Here is a 16,177-nt window from a genome sequence, read left to right on the forward strand (position 1 = left end):
TTATCCCTGACATGCGTCGCCTTCCTCCATGGTGTTCCGCAGGCGCTGCAGCATGTGCACCAGATCCTCCACCTCTCGCTCGCTCCAGTCCGCGAGAAAGCCGTTCCAGCAAGCGATCACCTTTTGCTTGGCGGAAAGCGCCGCCGCCCGGCCGGCGTCGGTCAGCGTCAGCCGCACGACTCGCCGGTCGTCGGGATCGCGCTGGCGCAGCACCCAGCCGTTCGCCTCGATCTGATCGATGATGCGCGTCATCGCGCCCTTGTCATGCGCCATCCGCCGCGCGAGCCCGGCGCAGGTATCGGCATGATTGAAGTAGAGCGACACCAGCGTCATCCACTGGGTCGCGGTCATCCCATCCTCCGCCAGCGTTCGGTCGATCGCCGCCACGCTCATCTGATGGATCACCCGCACCAGATATCCGGGCGACACATCGGGATAGAAGGACGAGTCGGTGAAGATCATATCCGTTGCTTAGGCAATGATTGTTTCGGCAGTCAATATTTGTATCGAAACGTTGCCGGCTTTCGCCCGTCGACGAGCAGCGTTAGGCTGGCGCATCTGTATGGAGTCTTCCGCCTTGCGTCTGATGATCCGTCTCACCGCGAGCGCCGCGGCGCTTGCGCTCGCCATGCCTGCTTTCGCGCAGAATGCCCCGGCCGCCCCCGCCGCCACGGCGCGTGCTGCCTCTCTCCCCAAGGCCGCGCCGGTCGCCGATCTCGTCAAGGCGATCGACATTCCCTACGAGCAGTTCACCCTGCCCAACGGGCTGCGCGTGGTGGTGCACACCGATCGCAAGGCGCCGGTCGTCGCGGTGTCCGTCTGGTATGACGTCGGCTCCAAGCATGAGCCGAAGGGGAAGACGGGCTTCGCGCATCTGTTCGAACATCTGATGTTTAACGGCAGCGAAAATGCGCCGGGCGACTTCTTCGAACCGTTGAAGCAGGTCGGCGCGACCGATCTCAACGGCACCACCTATTTCGATCGCACCAATTATTTCGAGACGGTGCCGACGGCGGCGCTTGAACAGGCGCTGTACCTCGAAAGCGATCGCATGGGCTGGCTGACCGGCGCCATCGCGCATGCGGTGCTCGATGAGCAGCGCGGCGTGGTGCAGAACGAGAAGCGCGAAGGCGACAACCAGCCCTACGGCCTGGTCTCCTACAAGCTGATCGAGGGCACCTTTCCGGCCGATCACCCTTATGGCCACAGCACCATCGGCTCGATGGCCGATCTCGACCGCGCGTCGCTCGATGATGTGAAGAGCTGGTTCCGCGACCATTATGGCCCAAACAATGCGGTGCTGGTGCTCGCCGGTGACATCGACGTTCCCACCGCGCGCCGGCTCGCCACCAAATATTTCGGCCCGATCAAGACTGGTCCCAAGAGCGTCGCGCCCAATGCGCCGGTGCCGGTACTGGCGCAGCCCAAGAGCGAGGTGATGAAGGACCGGGTCGCCGCACCGCTGATCGTCAAGAGCTGGCCCGTACCCGGCCTCAACGATCCGGCGGCACCGGCGCTTGAGGTCGCGGCCTATGTGCTGGGCGGCCTCGCCAGCTCGCGCTTCGACAATGCGCTGGTGAAGGGCGACAAGACGGCCGTGCAGGTGAGCGCGAACTATTCCGATTTCGCGCAGGTCGGCACCTTCACCATCCAGGCAGTCGTGCGCCCCGGCGTCGATCCGGCGGTGGTGCAGAAGCGGCTCGACGCGCTGGTCGATGATTTCGTCCGCAACGGACCGACCGCCGATGAGGTGCAGCGCACGCTCACCACCATCGTCTCGCGCCGGATCGGCGGACTGGAATCGGTCGGCGGCTTCGGCGGCAAGGCGGTCGCGCTGGCCGAAGGCGCGCTCTATTCCAACGACCCGGGCTTCTACAAAAAGCAGCTCGCCGCGCTTGCCGCGCAGACGCCGGCAACGGTCAAGGCGGCGGCGCAGCAGTGGCTGGCGCGCCCCGGCTACACGCTGACGGTCGTACCCGGTGAGCGTGATGCCTATGATGAGGCGCAGGTGCCGCCGGCCGCGCCGCAGACCGCCGCGCCGGAGGTGGCCGCCAAGGGTACGCGCGAACCGATGCCCAAGGTGGGTGAGGTCGGCGCGCTCGCCTTCCCGACGGTCCAGCGGGCCACGCTGCGCAACGGGATCGAGCTGGTCTATGCGCAGCGTACCGCAGTGCCGGTGACTCAGGTCGTTGCCAGCTTCGACGCCGGCACCGCCGCCGACGATGCGAACCGGCTGGGCACGCAGGCGATGACGCTGGCGATGATCGACGAGGGCACGCCGCGGCTGAACTCGATCCAGCTTGCAGAGGCGAAGGAGCGGCTGGGGCTCGACATCTTCACCGGTTCGTCGCCCGATCGCACCACCATCAGCTTCCGTGCGCCGAGCGCCAACCTCGCGCCGGCGGTGGACATCTGGTCCGATCTGCTGCGCGCGCCGACCTTCCCGGAAAGCGAGCTGCCGCGCGTGCGCGGGCAGGTGCTGGCGCAGATCGCGCAGGAGCTGACCGATCCCGCCGGCATTGCCCAGCGCATCGTGCCGCCGATCGCTTATGGCGCGGGCAGCCCCTATGCCAAGAACGTGGGCACGGGTGACGCCGCGGCAGTGCAGGCGCTGACGCGCAACGATCTGATCGCCTTCCAGCGCGCCTGGCTGCGGCCCGAAAAGGCCAAGATCTTCGTCGTCAGCGACCGGCCGATGGCGGAGGTGCAGCAGGTGCTGAACGCCCGGCTTGGCGACTGGCAGGGCGCCGGCCCGGCGGGGACCAAGGTGTTCCGCGAGGATCGCAGCCTGCCGGCACCGCGCATCATCCTGGTCGACCGGCCGGATTCGCCGCAGTCGCGCATTACCGGCGCGCTGCGCACCAACCTGCGCGGCACGCAGGATCTGCTGCCCGTCATCACCGCCAATGACGCATTGGGCGGGGACTTCCTGGGCCGCATCAACATGGACCTGCGCGAGACGAAGCATTGGTCCTACGGCGCCTATGGCGCGTTCCAGCGCAACGCCTTTGCCGCGCCCTATCTGGTCAATGCGCCGGTGCAGGCGGACAAGACCGGCCCGGCGATCGCCTCGCTGCGGCAGGAGATCGGCGCCTTCGTCGGTGACAAGCCGCTGACCCAAGCGGAGTTCGATCGCAGCATCACCGGCGCGATTCGATCGCTGGCCGGCAATTTCGAGACCGCCGGCGATGTCCTGAGCGCGATGCAGGCCAATGACCTCTACCAGCGGCCCGACAATTATTACACGACCCTGCCGCAGGCCTATCGCGCGATGACCCGCGACGAACTGGCCGGCGCAATCCGTAGCGTCATCGATCCCGAGCGCTTCGTCTGGGTCGTGGTGGGTGATGCCAAGGTGGTCCGGCCGCAACTTGACAGCATCGGACTGCCGGTTGAGGTGATGAGTGCTGCGTCCGTGGCGGGCGCCCCACAGGAGAGAAAATGATGGCTGGAGTCGATGGCACCTACGACGTCGTGGTGAAGTCCCCGCTGGGCGACCAGAAGTCGACGCTGACCGTAAAGAGCGACGGCAACACCTTCACCGGCACCAATTCGGGCGCAATGGGCGCTGCCGATGTTTCGGGTGAGGTGAACGGCAACACGCTGACCTGGAAGCAGCAGATGACCGTGCCGATGCCGATGACGCTCGACATGAACGTGACGATCGATGGCGACACCGTTTCCGGCACCGTCGGCGCCGGCGCGTTCGGCAGCTTCCCGCTGACCGGCACTCGCACCGCCTGAACCAGGCGCACCGCCCCGATCGATCGGTCGGGGTGGTGCGATTGGCGCGCATGAGCGCTAGGCGCCGTCCTGACGCGAAAAGTCGCCCGTGCGCACCGCGCCGTCACGCTCATAGACGGCCATGATCACCCCGGTGCCGCTCACCCGGTGGTCCACCAGCCGCAGCCCCGCTGGCGCCCCGCCGGTCAATGCACGCCGTCCGGTCCCCAGGATGATCGGCACGATGGTCAGGAACAGCCGGTCGATCAGCCCCGCCCCCAGCAGCGCGGGGTAAAGCTGGCCGCTGCCCTGGATCAGCAGATCGGGCCCGTCCGCTTCCCGCAAGCGCGCGACCGCCACGGCCGGATCGCCGACCAGCGCCTGTGATCCCTCCCAGCCGAGCGTCCCGGGCGTCGACGTCACGACATATTTGGTGATCCGGGCGAACCGCTCGCCGACCGGATTGTCCCGGTGGCGCGGCCAGTAATCGGCAAAGATGTCATAGGTGCGCCGGCCGAGCAGCAGGTCGTATTCGGCTCCCATGATATGCTCGCCGATGAAGGCGTCGGTGACGTCATCGTCATAGCCCGCCATCCACCCGCCATGGGCAAAGCCGCCGCTCGGGTCCTCCTCGGGCCCGCCGGGTGCCTGGATCACCCCGTCGATCGAGAGGAATAGGCCGCCGATGATCCTACGCATCGATCGCCGTACCCCGCCGTGCCCGTTCGATCGCTGCGATGTCGATCCGGCGCATCGTCATCATCGCCTCCATCGCGCGTTTCGCGGCGGCGCGGTCGGGATCAGCCATCGCCTCCATCAGCGCGCGGGGCGTGATCTGCCACGAAAAGCCCCAGCGATCCTTGCACCAGCCGCAATCGCTTTCCTGCCCGCCGCTGCCGACGATCGCATCCCAATAGCGATCGGTCTCCTCCTGCGTCTCGGTCATCACCATAAAGCTCACCGCCTCATTGGGGGAGAAGGCCGGGCCGCCGTTGAGGCCGAGGAACCGGCGCCCGAGCAACGTGAACTCGACCGTCAGCTCGCCCCCCGCGGCCATCGAGGGATTGTCCGCCGGCGACGTCTGGATGCTGTCGACATGGCTATCGGGAAAGGTCGCGGCATAGAATTGCGCGGCGGCCCGGGCCTCTCCGGAATCGAACCAGAGGCAGGTGACCATCTTGTCGTGGCTCATGATGCGTCTCCGGGCGCTGCGATGCCGAACGATGCGCCCTGCGGATCGCTGGCGACGATCACCCGGTCACCGCCGGGTACCTCCATCGGCCCGGCGTGGACGGTGCCACCCCCCGCCGCCACGGCAGCGGCGGCCTTCTCGGTGTCGGGCGCGCGAAAGTAGAACAGCCAGCCCGGCGTCGGCTGATGCTGGTTGACCTGCATCGTCGCGCCGAACGTCTCGTCGCCCACGGCGGTAAAGACATAATCGCCCATGCCCTCGGGCATCGGCATCTTCCCCGGGAAGGTCCAGCCGAAGATGTCGGCATAGAATGCGTTGGCCGCCGCCTGGTCGGTGGTGACCAGTTCGTGCCAGTTGCACTTGCCCATGCCGGTGCGCTCCCACGCCGTGCTGGGCGCGTCGACCGCGCCGCGCATGACGTAGAAGGCGTTGCCCTGCGGGTCGGCGACCATCGCCAGCCGGCCGACACCCGGCATGTCGAACGCGGGCAGGTGGATACTGCCGCCCGCCGCGGTGATCCGCGCCACCGTCGCATCGACATCATCGACCCCGATGTAGAACAGCCATGTCGGCCGCGCGCCGCCCGCCACCATCGCCGGATCGAGCGACATCATCCCGCCGACATTGCTGCCGTCCGCCGTCACGAGCATCCGGTAATCCGGTCCCTCCGACGGCTTCGGCCCGATCGTCCACCCGATCGCCTGCCGATAGAACTCGCCCGAAGCGTCAGGATCGGTGGTCAGCAATTCGTACCAGATCGGCTTTCCATGCCCGTTGCGCATCGCCTTCCTCCCGCTCGCTCAGCCATCGACGGCGGGTACGAAGCCGCCGAACATCATGCGCTTGCCGTCGAACGGCCGGTCGCCGCCGCCCGACAGCCGCTCATCGTTCATCAGCGCTTCCCAGCCGCGATCGCGCACCGCCTTTGATGGCCATTCGATCCAGCCGAAGGCGACGGTTTCGCCATCCTGCACCCGCGCCGCGCGGCGGAAATCGGTGACCTTGCCGACCGGCACGTCGTCGCCGAACCCATCGACCACGCGAGTGGCGCCATGATCGAGGAAGGCGGCGGCGGATGTTTCGGCAAAGCGCCGATAGTCGTCACGCCGCGCCACCGCGACCGGCAGGACGACGCCATCGACATAGCCGCAATCGCCGCCCGGCCCGGCCTCGCTGATGACCTCGAACCCGCCAAAGATCATGCGCTGGCCGTCGAACGGCATCGGTCCCAGCTGCTCCATCCGCGGATCGCTCATCATCTGCTGCCCGGCGGCGTCGCGGCTCGCCTTGTCGGGATATTCGATCCAGCTGAACAGGACGGTCTCGCCGTCGCGCGCATCGACTGCGCCCCACAGGTCGTTGACCTCGCCACGCGGCACGTCATCGCCCCATCCCTCGACGTTGCGCGTCGCGCCGAACTCGCGCAGCAGCACCCGCGCTGCCTCGGCATGGGCGATGTAGCGATCCTTGTTGGCGGTCGGCGCGACCACCACGAAGCCATCGACATAGGTCATGCCGCCGCTCCTTCCCGCGCCGCGAGCCATTCGGCGATTTCCGGCGGCGGCGCGCCGGTGAAGCCGGCAAGCTGGTCGGCCAGCGCGCGCTGGAACGCCGGCCGGTCGGTCCCCCGCGCGACATAGGCGCGCAGATTGTCGTACCGATCGAGGTAGCCGTCATCCTCCAGGATGCGCACCACCGACACCATCAGCAGGTCGCCCGCGGTGAACACATCGTCCTCCAGCCAGGTGCGATTGCCCAGGCGGCGCGACAGTTCCTCCAGTCGCTCGTGGATTCGCGCCTCGACCGAGGGCAGCCGTGGGCGCGACCATGGCTGGTCCGCCTCGAACAGGGTGGCGATGGCATGATCCATGATCGGCGGCTCGACGGTGTTGAGCGCGGCGAACATCCATTCGATCGCCCGTGCCCGCGCGCCCGGCTCCTGCGGCAGCAACGTGCCGTGGCGCTGGGCGATATGCAGCACGATCGCGCCCGATTCGAACAGCACCAGATCGCCTTCCTCATAGGTCGGCACCTGCCCGAACGGCTGGCGCTGGCGATGCTCCGGATGCTTCTGGCTGCCCTGCGACAGATAGGTGACGTCATAGGGCTGTCCCACTTCCTCCAGCGCCCAGCGAACCCGCAGGTCGCGCACCTGCCCCTCGGCAAAGGGCGGCACCCAATCGAACGCGGTAATCCTTGGCCGTTCCATCCTCTCGCTCCTCGTCCTTCTGTGTCGTGGCGTGTCCGGGCGGGCGCGGCGGTTCAGGGGCGCGCTCATTCTTCCCGGTGCTCGTCAGGCGGCCGTCGTGTCGGGCTGCGCCATCGCCTGTTGCGCGGCGGCCATGTCCATGAACATCGGCTCCCACACATGGCCGTCGGGGTCCTCGAACGCGCGCCCGTACATATAGCCCATGTCCTGCCGCTCGCGCGTCTCCCGCCCGCCGGCCGCCAAGGCAGCCTCGGTGATAGCGTCCACCTCTTCCCGGCTATCCTGCGAGATGGCGAGGAGCACGCACGAGGTCGTATGCGCGTCGATCAGCGTCTTGTCGGTGAAGGTCGCGTAGAAAGCACGATCGAGCAGCATCACGTTGATCTCGTCGGACCACACCATCGCTGATGCCTGTTCGTTGGAGAACCTCGGGTTCCGGCGAAACCCCAGCGCTTCGTAGAAGGCGGTGGCGCGCGCCACATCGCTCACCGGCAGATTGACGAAGATCATTCTCGCCATCGCACCTCTCCCTTGCGACTCGTTGCTTGTGGTTTGTGCGCCTCGTAGTTATTAAAAGCAACAATGAAGTCAGAAAAAGTAACTGGGGTGTTTCTGGGCCGGCGCCGATGGTATGATGACGCCTGCGGCACGGCGCTGGCGATGGAACTGGTCGGCGAGCGCTGGTCGATGCTGATCGTGCGCGAATTGATGTTCGGCGCGCGCCGCTTCGGCGAGTTGAAGGCGTCGCTGCCCGGGATCAGCGCCAATGTCCTGACCCAGCGGCTGGAGGGGCTGGAGGCCGCACGCATCCTGAAACGGCACCGGCTGCCGCCGCCCGCCAGCGTGCAGGTCTATGAACTCACCGCCTGGGGCTATGAGGCGGAAGGCGCGATCAAGGCATTGGGCGCCTGGGCCGCGCGATCGCCCGATCATGATCCGATGCTGCCGTTATCCTCGGCATCGATGATGCTGTCGCTTCGCACCATGATCGATCCGGTTAAGGCCAAAGCGTGCCCGGATTGCACCGTCGCCTTCACCTTCGGGGCCGAATCATTCCTCGCCCGGCTGGTCGACGGCGACTTGCCGATCGTCCGCGGGGCCGGGGAGGCCGATGTGCATTTCACCACCAATGCGCGGATCATGGCCAACATCGTCTATGGCAAATGGCCGATCGAGGAGGCGGAGGCGGCCGGAGAATTGGTGTTCGCCGGCAACCGTGCGCTCGCCCGTCAGTTCATCGATCTCTTCCATCTGCCGGCAAAGGCAAAGGTTGAATAACCACCGGCGACGGGCCTAAGGCAGTCGTGTTAATTCCGAGGCGCGCATGACCGATATCCCGAACACGCTTCCCGACAGCCGCGAAACGACGATCCTCGACGCGCCCGACAAGATGGTCAGCGTGCGTGAGATGTTCGGGATCGACAGTGACATGCAATGCCCCGCCTTCAGCGAGGCGGATGAGCGGGTGCCCGATCTCGACCCCGCATATGTGTTCGATCCGGACACGACGCTCGCGGTGCTGGCCGGCTTCGCGCACAATCGCCGCGTGATGGTGCAGGGCTATCACGGCACCGGCAAATCGACGCACATCGAACAGGTGGCGGCGCGGCTGAAATGGCCGTGCATCCGTATCAACCTCGACGCGCATATCAGCCGTATCGACCTCATCGGCCGCGACGCGATCGTGCTGAAGGATGGTCAGCAGATCACCGAGTTCCGCGAAGGGCTGCTGCCCTGGGCGCTGCAGACGCCGACCGCGCTGGTCTTCGACGAATATGACGCCGGCCGCCCGGACGTGATGTTCGTGATTCAGCGCGTGCTGGAGACGGAGGGCAAGCTGACGCTGCTCGACCAGAATCGCGTGATCCGCCCCAACCCCTATTTCCGCCTGTTCGCGACCGCCAATACGGTGGGCCTCGGCGACACCAGCGGGCTGTATCACGGCACGCAGCAGATCAACCAGGGTCAGATGGACCGCTGGAACATCGTCGTCACGCTGAACTACCTGCCGGCCGCGACCGAGGCGAACATCGTGCTCGCCAAGTCGGGCGAATATGACAAGCCGGAGGGCAAGAAGCAGGTCGAGGACATGATCCGCGTCGCGGACCTGACGCGCAAGGGCTTCATCAACGGCGATATTTCCACCGTCATGAGCCCGCGCACGGTGATCACCTGGGCGCAGAACACGCTGATCTTCAAGGACGTGGGCTTCGCCTTCCGCCTGTCGTTCCTCAACAAGTGCGACGAGGCGGAACGGCCGCTGGTCGCCGAATATTACCAGCGCGTGTTCGGCAAGGACCTGCCCGAAAGCGTGGTGGGCAAGGCTTGATGCCGCGGAGGGCCTGACCCACCTTGTCGACCGGGGAGACATGGCTGGCGACGCCTGCGCCCACCGTCCTTCCGGCGTGTCGCCCTGATCACCGGGGCGTACGCCGGGCCGGGCTCTCCCATGTACGTCGCGACGCCGGCATGGCGCGCAAGGAATACAGCTGATGGCCACCGAAACCCCGCTCGATCGGTTCAAGAACGTCCTCGGCGGCGCGTCGCGCGCCTTGTCGGAGGAGCAGGAGCTTGAACTCGCCTTCACCGCCGATGCGCCGACCCAGTCGGGCAAGCATCTGAAGGTGCCGATGCCGGCGCGCAGCCTGCCGGCCGATCAGGTCGCGGAGGCCCGCGGCTTCGCCGACGGTTTCGCGCTGCGGCTCAAGCACCATGATCCTGCGATGCATGCGCGCGGCGCCCCGCAGGAGGCGATTGCGCGCGCCGTGTTCGACGCGGTGGAGGGCGCCCGGGTCGAGGCGCTCGGCAGCCGTGGCTACGCCGGCATCACCAATAATCTGGCGCAGGCGCTCGACGTTCGCCTGCGTGCCGATCCGATCACCCGTGCGCGCAACCGTGACGAGGTGCCGCTGTCCACCGCGCTCGGCCTGATGGTGCGCGAGGCACTGACCGGGCAGGAATCGCCGGCGAGCGCCGCCGCCGGCCTCGCGCTGGTGCGCGACTGGATCAACGAGCGCGCCGATCTCAGCGGCATGGCGCTGGCGCTCGACGACCAGCGCGCCTTCCAGAGCCTGGCGATGAAGCTGCTCGAGGATCTCGAACTGGTCGAGGGTGACAGGGCGCCAGAGGATGCCGATGACGGCGGCAGCGAGGACGAGGGCACCGACAGCGAGCAGCAGGACGAGGGCGAGGAAGGCGAAAGCCAGGACGGCGAGGGTCAGGCCGAATCCGAGCAGCGCGGCGAGCAGCGCGAATCGGAGGATACCGAGGGCGAGGGGCAGGAGCAGGGCGAGGACAATCTCGACGACCTCGATGGCGATCCGACCGATGAAGGGGAGGAGGGGATGCAGCCCGTCCGCCCGAACCGGCCCACCACCGATTGGTCGCCCGACTTCGACTATAAGATCTGGACCACCCAGTTCGACGAGGTGATCGCCGCCACCGAATTGTGCGACACCGACGAACTGGCGCGGCTGCGCGGCTATCTCGATCAGCAGCTCGTGCCGCTCCAGGCGGTGGTGTCGCGGCTGGCGAACCGGCTGCAGCGGCGGCTGATGGCGCAGCAGAGCCGGTCGTGGGATTTCGACCAGGAAGAAGGACTGCTCGACGCGGCGCGTCTCGCCCGGGTCGTCATCAACCCGATGCAGTCGCTGTCCTACAAGGTGGAAAAGGACACCGAGTTCAAGGACACGGTGGTCACGCTGCTGATCGACAATTCCGGCTCGATGCGCGGCCGCCCGATCTCGATCGCGGCGATCAGCGCCGACATCCTCGCGCGCACGCTGGAGCGGTGCGGGGTCAAGACCGAGATCCTGGGCTTCACCACCCGCGCCTGGAAGGGCGGGCAGAGCCGCGAGACATGGCTCGCCGCTGGCCGCCCGCCACAGCCCGGCCGCCTCAACGACGTCCGCCACATCGTCTACAAACAGGCCGACGAGCCGTGGCGCCGCGCGCGCAACTCGCTCGGCCTGATGATGCGCGAAGGGTTGCTCAAGGAGAATATCGACGGTGAGGCGCTGCTGTGGGCGCATGGCCGTCTGATCGCCCGGCCCGAGGAACGCCGCATCCTGATGGTGATCTCGGACGGCGCGCCGGTCGACGATTCGACGCTGTCGGTGAACAGCGGATCGTATCTGGAGCGTCATTTGCGGCAGGTCATCGACTGGATCGAGCGCCGCTCACCGGTGGAGCTCATCGCGATCGGCATCGGCCACGACGTGACGCGCTATTACAATCGCGCAGTGACGATCATGGATGCCGAGCAGCTCGGCGGCACGATCATCGAACAACTCGCGGCATTGTTCGACGCTGAATAAGCAGCGCGTGGCAAGCGCCTTTCAGTAAACAGCCGCGGCCTTAATGTCCGTAACGCTTGATCCCGCGGCGCCGCAACTTCTCCCGCTTTCGGCGTTTTACTAACGCGATGATGACCGGAGTCGCAACGAGCGCAACCGTTCCGATCAAGCCGTAGGCAATCATCTCCCGACTGACATCAATCACGTTTGCAGAATCCGGAATGGCTAAAAGGCTGAGATTGAACAAATCCTCTGCCAGCGCGGCGGGACAAAGAACAGCCCAAAAACGGCGCCGTTTCGGAGGGAAAACGAAACTAGCCGTCAATTGTTCCGAACCGGGATCATCTAATGGCAGTTGGGCGCGCTGATGTTGATCGTGATCAATGTCGGTTGATCTTCATCAGCGGTTGACCGTGCAATCGGATCAGCGCGCAGATCGCACCGCGACGGTGGCGACGGTTGATGCGCTGGAACACACTGCGTACAGAACCCGTCCCGGGCAGCGGACGGCACTGCCATAACGAGGGCCATACATGCGTATCACGATGATCGGTTCGGGCTATGTCGGACTCGTTTCGGGGGCCTGTTTTGCCGATTTCGGCCATCAGGTGACCTGCGTCGACAAGGACGACAGCAAGATCGCGGCGCTCGACGCTGGGCGGATGCCGATCTACGAGCCAGGTCTCGACCAACTGGTGGCGAACAACGTCGCCGCTGGCCGACTGACCTTCACCACCGATCTTGCCGCCGGTGTCGCTGGCGCGGACGCGGTGTTCATCGCGGTCGGCACGCCCTCGCGCCGCGGTGATGGCCACGCCGACCTCTCCTACGTCTATGCCGCGACCGAGGAGATCGCGCGCGCGGCAACCGGACCGCTGGTGGTCGTCACCAAATCGACCGTGCCGGTGGGTACGGGCGACCGGGTGGAGGAGATCCTGCGCGAGACGCGGCCCGACATCGACTTTGCTGTCGTATCCAATCCCGAGTTCCTGCGCGAAGGCGCCGCGATCGGCGATTTCAAGCGCCCTGACCGCATCGTCGTCGGCACTGACGACCCGCGCGCGCGGGAGGTGATGAGCGAAATCTACCGCCCGCTGTATCTTGGCGAGAGCCCGATCCTGTTCACCGGCCGTCGCACGTCCGAACTGACCAAATATGCCGCCAACGCCTTCCTCGCGACCAAGATCACCTTCATCAACGAAATGGCGAACCTGTGCGAAGCGGTCGGCGCCGATGTGAAGGACGTCGCGCGCGGCATCGGCCTCGACAATCGCATCGGGCGCAAGTTCCTCCATGCCGGCCCCGGCTATGGCGGCTCGTGCTTCCCCAAGGACACGCTGGCGCTGCTGAAGACGGCGGAGGATTATGACGCGCCGGTCCATGTCGTTGAGGCGGTGGTCAAGGTGAACGACGCGCGCAAGCGGGCGATGGGCCGCAAGGTGCTGGCGCAACTCGGCGAGGAGCCGCGTGGCAAGACCGCTGCCATCCTGGGCCTCACGTTCAAGCCCAACACCGACGACATGCGCGATGCGCCGTCGATCGCGATCGTGCAGAGCCTGGTTGATGCCGGCGTGACGGTGAAGGCCTATGATCCCGAAGGGATGGAGGCGGCCCGATCGGTGATGCCGGCTTCCCTGACCTATTGCAGCGGGCCGTATGAGGCGGCCGAGGGCGCGGACGTGGTGGTGATCGTCACCGAATGGGATGCGTTCCGCGCGCTCGACTTTCAGCGGCTGAAGTCGACCATGGCGGCGCCGGTGCTGGTCGATCTGCGCAACATCTATGATCGCGAAGACGTGGAGCGCGTCGGCTTCCATTACACGGGTGTCGGCCGGTGATGCGCCCGCGCATCGCCGGGCTGCTCGAAACCGCGCTTTATGTCGATGACATGGCGCGGTCGGTCGGGTTCTTCCGCGATGTGCTCGGCCTTGCTCCGATGATCGAGAGCGACCGTCTGACCGCTTTCGACGCCGGGCATGGCGGTGTCCTGCTGGTGTTCGCCCGCGGCCAGTCGACTGAGGATGTCGCGACCCCGGGGGGCACCATCCCGGGGCATGATGGCCACGGACCGCTCCACATGGCCTTTGCGATTGCGGCCTCGGATCTCGATGCCTGGCGCGCGCATCTCGCCGGCTGCGGCGTTGCCGTGACGGAGGAGGTGAGCTGGCCCGCTGGCGGTCACAGCCTCTATTTCAACGATCCCGACGGCCATGTGCTCGAACTGGCGACGCCCGGCCTGTGGAAGAACGATGCGGATCGCCCGAAGCGGGCTGGAGGCTGACCCCACGCCCGCAAGCGTCGGCGATAGCGTGCCCGCGCCATCACACCCGGGCGGGAACCGCCCTCCGCCCGGCGCCCCCGGCTTGACGAGCGAGTCCGCCAGGCAGATGATCGTCGCCGATTATTTCACGACATTGTTGGGGGCGTAGAGGCATGGCGAGCAAGGCGCAAACGTCCTTGTGGCGCGAAACGGTGAAGGCGGGGGCGGTTCGCAGCGGCGCGCTGGCGACCGCGATCGTGCTGTTCATCGCCACCGCGCTGATGGCGCTCGCTCTGGCCAGCTATCGTCCGGGCGACGGGTCGCTCAATACCGCGTCGGCGGACGTCACGGGCAATCTGATCGGCGTGCCGGGTGCCTGGTTCGCTGACCTTGCGCTCACCCTCTTCGGCCCCGCCGTGGCGCTTCTGCTCCCGATACCGGCGATCGTCGCCATGCGCCTGTGGCGTGACCGGCCCGCCGGCGCGTGGAAGCGGATGCTGCGTCAGGCGCTGATCGGTGTCGCGCTGATGGCGATCGCGTTGGCGTGTGTTTCGGATGATGCGGTGCTGGCGCTGCCCTTCGGCTGGGGCGGCGCCATCGGCCTGGGCGGCGTGGCCGCGGCACGCTGGGCGCTCGCCTTTGCCAACAACCCTCAGGTCACCTGGTGGAGCATCATCGCGCTGGGCGTGGTGAGCGGCCTGTCCGGTGCGATCGTCTGGGGGCGCAGCCTTGAGGTGGACCTGCCGCGCGGCTGGATGCCCCGCCCCCGGCTGCGCATCGCCCGGCGCTCCGCCGATGGTGGTCCGATCGACGACGAGGGGCTGGACGACGACGCGGAGGAACTGCCCCGCCGCGGGATTGAGCCGCGCGCGACCGCCCTGCCCGATTCCCGCCCGGCCCCGGTCATCAACGACCGCCCGGCGCCGCCAGCCACCGGCACCGGAAGCAAGGAACCGCGCCAGACGAAGCTCGCGCTGCGCGACGATTACGAGCTTCCCACGCTCGAGATGCTGACGCCCGCGCCCCCGTCGCAGAACCCGCAGATCGACAAGACCGCACTGGAACGCAACGCGCGCCTGCTCGAAACCGTGCTCGACGATTTCAACGTGAAGGGCGCGATTGTCGAGGTGCGCCCCGGTCCCGTCGTGACGATGTACGAACTGGAGCCCGCGCCGGGCATCAAGGCGACCCGCGTCATCAGCCTGGCCGACGATATCGCCCGCAACATGAGCGCCATTTCGGCGCGCGTGGCGACGATCCCCGGCCGCACGGTGATCGGCATCGAACTGCCCAATCCGAAGCGGGAGACGGTGTCGCTCCACGAACTGATCGGCAGCCAGGCGTTCGAGGATCAGAACGCCCAGCTCCCGGTGATCCTGGGCAAGAACATCGCCGGCGATCCGGTGATCGCCGATCTCGCGCCGATGCCCCACCTGCTGGTCGCCGGCACCACCGGTTCGGGCAAGTCGGTCGGGCTCAACGCGATGATCCTGTCGCTGCTCTATCGGCTTACCCCCGATCAGTGCCGCATGATCATGATCGATCCCAAGATGCTCGAACTGTCGATGTATGACGACATTCCGCATCTTCTCTCCCCCGTCGTCACTGATCCGGCCAAGGCGGTCCGCGCGCTGAAATGGGCGGTGGAGCAGATGGAGGATCGCTATCGCCAGATGTCCTCGCTCGGCGTGCGCAGCCTCGGCGGCTTCAACGAAAAGGTGCGCGCGGCCAAGGCGAAGGGCGCGCCGCTCGGCCGCAAGGTCCAGTCGGGCTGGGACGAGAATGGCCGCCCGGTCTATGAGGAGGAACAGCTCGATTATCAGGTGTTGCCGCAGATCGTCGTGATCGTCGACGAGCTCGCCGACCTGATGATGACCGCGGGCAAGGAAGTCGAATTCCTCATCCAGCGCCTCGCGCAAAAGGCGCGCGCCGCCGGCATCCACCTCATCATGGCGACGCAGCGCCCCTCGGTCGACGTCATCACCGGCGTCATCAAGGCGAATTTGCCGACCCGCATCAGCTTCCACGTCACCTCGAAGATCGATTCGCGTACCATCCTGGGCGAACAGGGCGCCGAGCAGCTGCTGGGCAAGGGGGACATGCTCTACATGCCCGGCGGCAAGGGCATCGTGCGCGTCCACGGCCCCTTCGTCAGCGACGAGGAAGTGCAGCGCGTCACCGATCACTGGCGCTCGCAGGGGACGCCTGACTATATCTCTTCCGTCACCGAGGAGCCGGAACAGAGCTTCGAGATCGAAGGCGCACCCACCGGCGAGGATTCGGCTGAGGACCAGCAATATCGCGCCGCGATCCAGCTGGTCTGCGAAAGCCAGAAGGCGTCGACGTCGTGGCTGCAGCGTCAGCTGCGCATCGGCTACAATTCGGCCGCGCGCCTGATAGAACGGATGGAGAAGGACGGCATCGTCAGCCGCCCCGATCACGTCGGCCGGCGCGAGGTGCTGCGCGATACGGAGGGGCATCCGGTCTGAGCCGCACCG

At 66.6% G+C, this 16,177-nt stretch carries 15 protein-coding genes; 8 read left to right on the forward strand and 7 right to left on the reverse strand.

Annotated elements, in window-relative coordinates:
- Positions 1–462, reverse strand: a complete 462-nt coding sequence (locus XM50_RS11475; RefSeq protein ID WP_046409547.1) for a MarR family winged helix-turn-helix transcriptional regulator — start codon at positions 460–462, stop codon at positions 1–3.
- 124 nt (positions 463–586) lie between these two features.
- Between XM50_RS11475 and XM50_RS11480 the strand changes: the two genes are divergently transcribed.
- Positions 587–3,445 (forward strand): M16 family metallopeptidase, encoded by a 2,859-nt coding sequence (locus XM50_RS11480; protein WP_046409548.1) that lies wholly within the window; start codon positions 587–589, stop codon positions 3,443–3,445.
- Complete coding sequence (locus XM50_RS11485) at positions 3,445–3,744, forward strand: hypothetical protein (protein WP_046409550.1); 300 nt, start codon at positions 3,445–3,447, stop codon at positions 3,742–3,744. Before XM50_RS11480 ends, XM50_RS11485 begins: the two co-directional genes overlap by 1 nt.
- A 57-nt stretch (positions 3,745–3,801) precedes the next feature.
- On the opposite strand, the gene XM50_RS11490 is transcribed toward XM50_RS11485, so the two are convergent.
- The 6 genes from XM50_RS11490 to XM50_RS11515 form a co-directional block, all read right to left on the reverse strand.
- The gene (locus XM50_RS11490) at positions 3,802–4,422 is read right to left on the reverse strand and encodes a dihydrofolate reductase family protein (RefSeq protein WP_046409551.1); all 621 of its coding nucleotides are present in this window, start codon (positions 4,420–4,422) and stop codon (positions 3,802–3,804) included.
- Entirely contained in the window at positions 4,415–4,915 is a 501-nt protein-coding gene (locus tag XM50_RS11495) for a VOC family protein (RefSeq protein ID WP_046409553.1), read from the reverse strand. Before XM50_RS11495 ends, XM50_RS11490 begins: the two co-directional genes overlap by 8 nt.
- On the reverse strand, positions 4,912–5,697 hold the full coding sequence (locus tag XM50_RS11500) for a VOC family protein (protein WP_046409556.1): 786 nt from the start codon (positions 5,695–5,697) through the stop codon (positions 4,912–4,914). Before XM50_RS11500 ends, XM50_RS11495 begins: the two co-directional genes overlap by 4 nt.
- Before the next feature lie 18 nt (positions 5,698–5,715).
- A complete protein-coding gene (locus tag XM50_RS11505; protein WP_046409675.1) occupies positions 5,716–6,429 on the reverse strand; it encodes a DUF1428 domain-containing protein in 714 nt (237 codons plus the stop codon).
- Positions 6,426–7,124: a glutathione S-transferase family protein gene (locus XM50_RS11510; protein WP_046409557.1), complete on the reverse strand. Its 699-nt coding sequence runs from the start codon at positions 7,122–7,124 to the stop codon at positions 6,426–6,428. The genes XM50_RS11505 and XM50_RS11510 overlap by 4 nt, the downstream gene beginning before the upstream one ends.
- An 84-nt stretch (positions 7,125–7,208) precedes the next feature.
- On the reverse strand, positions 7,209–7,643 hold the full coding sequence (locus tag XM50_RS11515; RefSeq protein ID WP_046409559.1) for a VOC family protein: 435 nt from the start codon (positions 7,641–7,643) through the stop codon (positions 7,209–7,211).
- A gap of 63 nt (positions 7,644–7,706) precedes the next feature.
- On the opposite strand from XM50_RS11515, the gene XM50_RS11520 reads away from it, so the two are divergent.
- From XM50_RS11520 to XM50_RS11545, 6 genes are all read left to right on the forward strand, one after another.
- A complete protein-coding gene (locus XM50_RS11520; RefSeq protein ID WP_046409560.1) occupies positions 7,707–8,402 on the forward strand; it encodes a winged helix-turn-helix transcriptional regulator in 696 nt (231 codons plus the stop codon).
- 46 nt (positions 8,403–8,448) lie between these two features.
- On the forward strand, positions 8,449–9,453 hold the full coding sequence (cobS, locus tag XM50_RS11525; protein WP_046409563.1) for a cobaltochelatase subunit CobS: 1,005 nt from the start codon (positions 8,449–8,451) through the stop codon (positions 9,451–9,453).
- A 163-nt stretch (positions 9,454–9,616) separates the two neighbouring features.
- A complete protein-coding gene (cobT, locus tag XM50_RS11530; RefSeq protein WP_046409565.1) occupies positions 9,617–11,440 on the forward strand; it encodes a cobaltochelatase subunit CobT in 1,824 nt (607 codons plus the stop codon).
- A gap of 512 nt (positions 11,441–11,952) precedes the next feature.
- A complete protein-coding gene (locus XM50_RS11535) occupies positions 11,953–13,257 on the forward strand; it encodes a UDP-glucose dehydrogenase family protein (RefSeq protein WP_046409567.1) in 1,305 nt (434 codons plus the stop codon).
- Entirely contained in the window at positions 13,257–13,700 is a 444-nt protein-coding gene (locus tag XM50_RS11540) for a VOC family protein (protein WP_046409569.1), read from the forward strand. The genes XM50_RS11535 and XM50_RS11540 overlap by 1 nt, the downstream gene beginning before the upstream one ends.
- Before the next feature lie 152 nt (positions 13,701–13,852).
- Entirely contained in the window at positions 13,853–16,168 is a 2,316-nt protein-coding gene (locus XM50_RS11545) for an FtsK/SpoIIIE family DNA translocase (RefSeq protein ID WP_046409570.1), read from the forward strand.
- The last annotated feature ends 9 nt before the right edge of the window (positions 16,169–16,177 follow it).

Origin of the sequence: Sphingomonas sp. Ag1 (genome assembly GCF_000980895.1) — a bacterium.
In the GTDB taxonomy this organism is placed as follows: domain Bacteria; phylum Pseudomonadota; class Alphaproteobacteria; order Sphingomonadales; family Sphingomonadaceae; genus Sphingomonas; species Sphingomonas panaciterrae.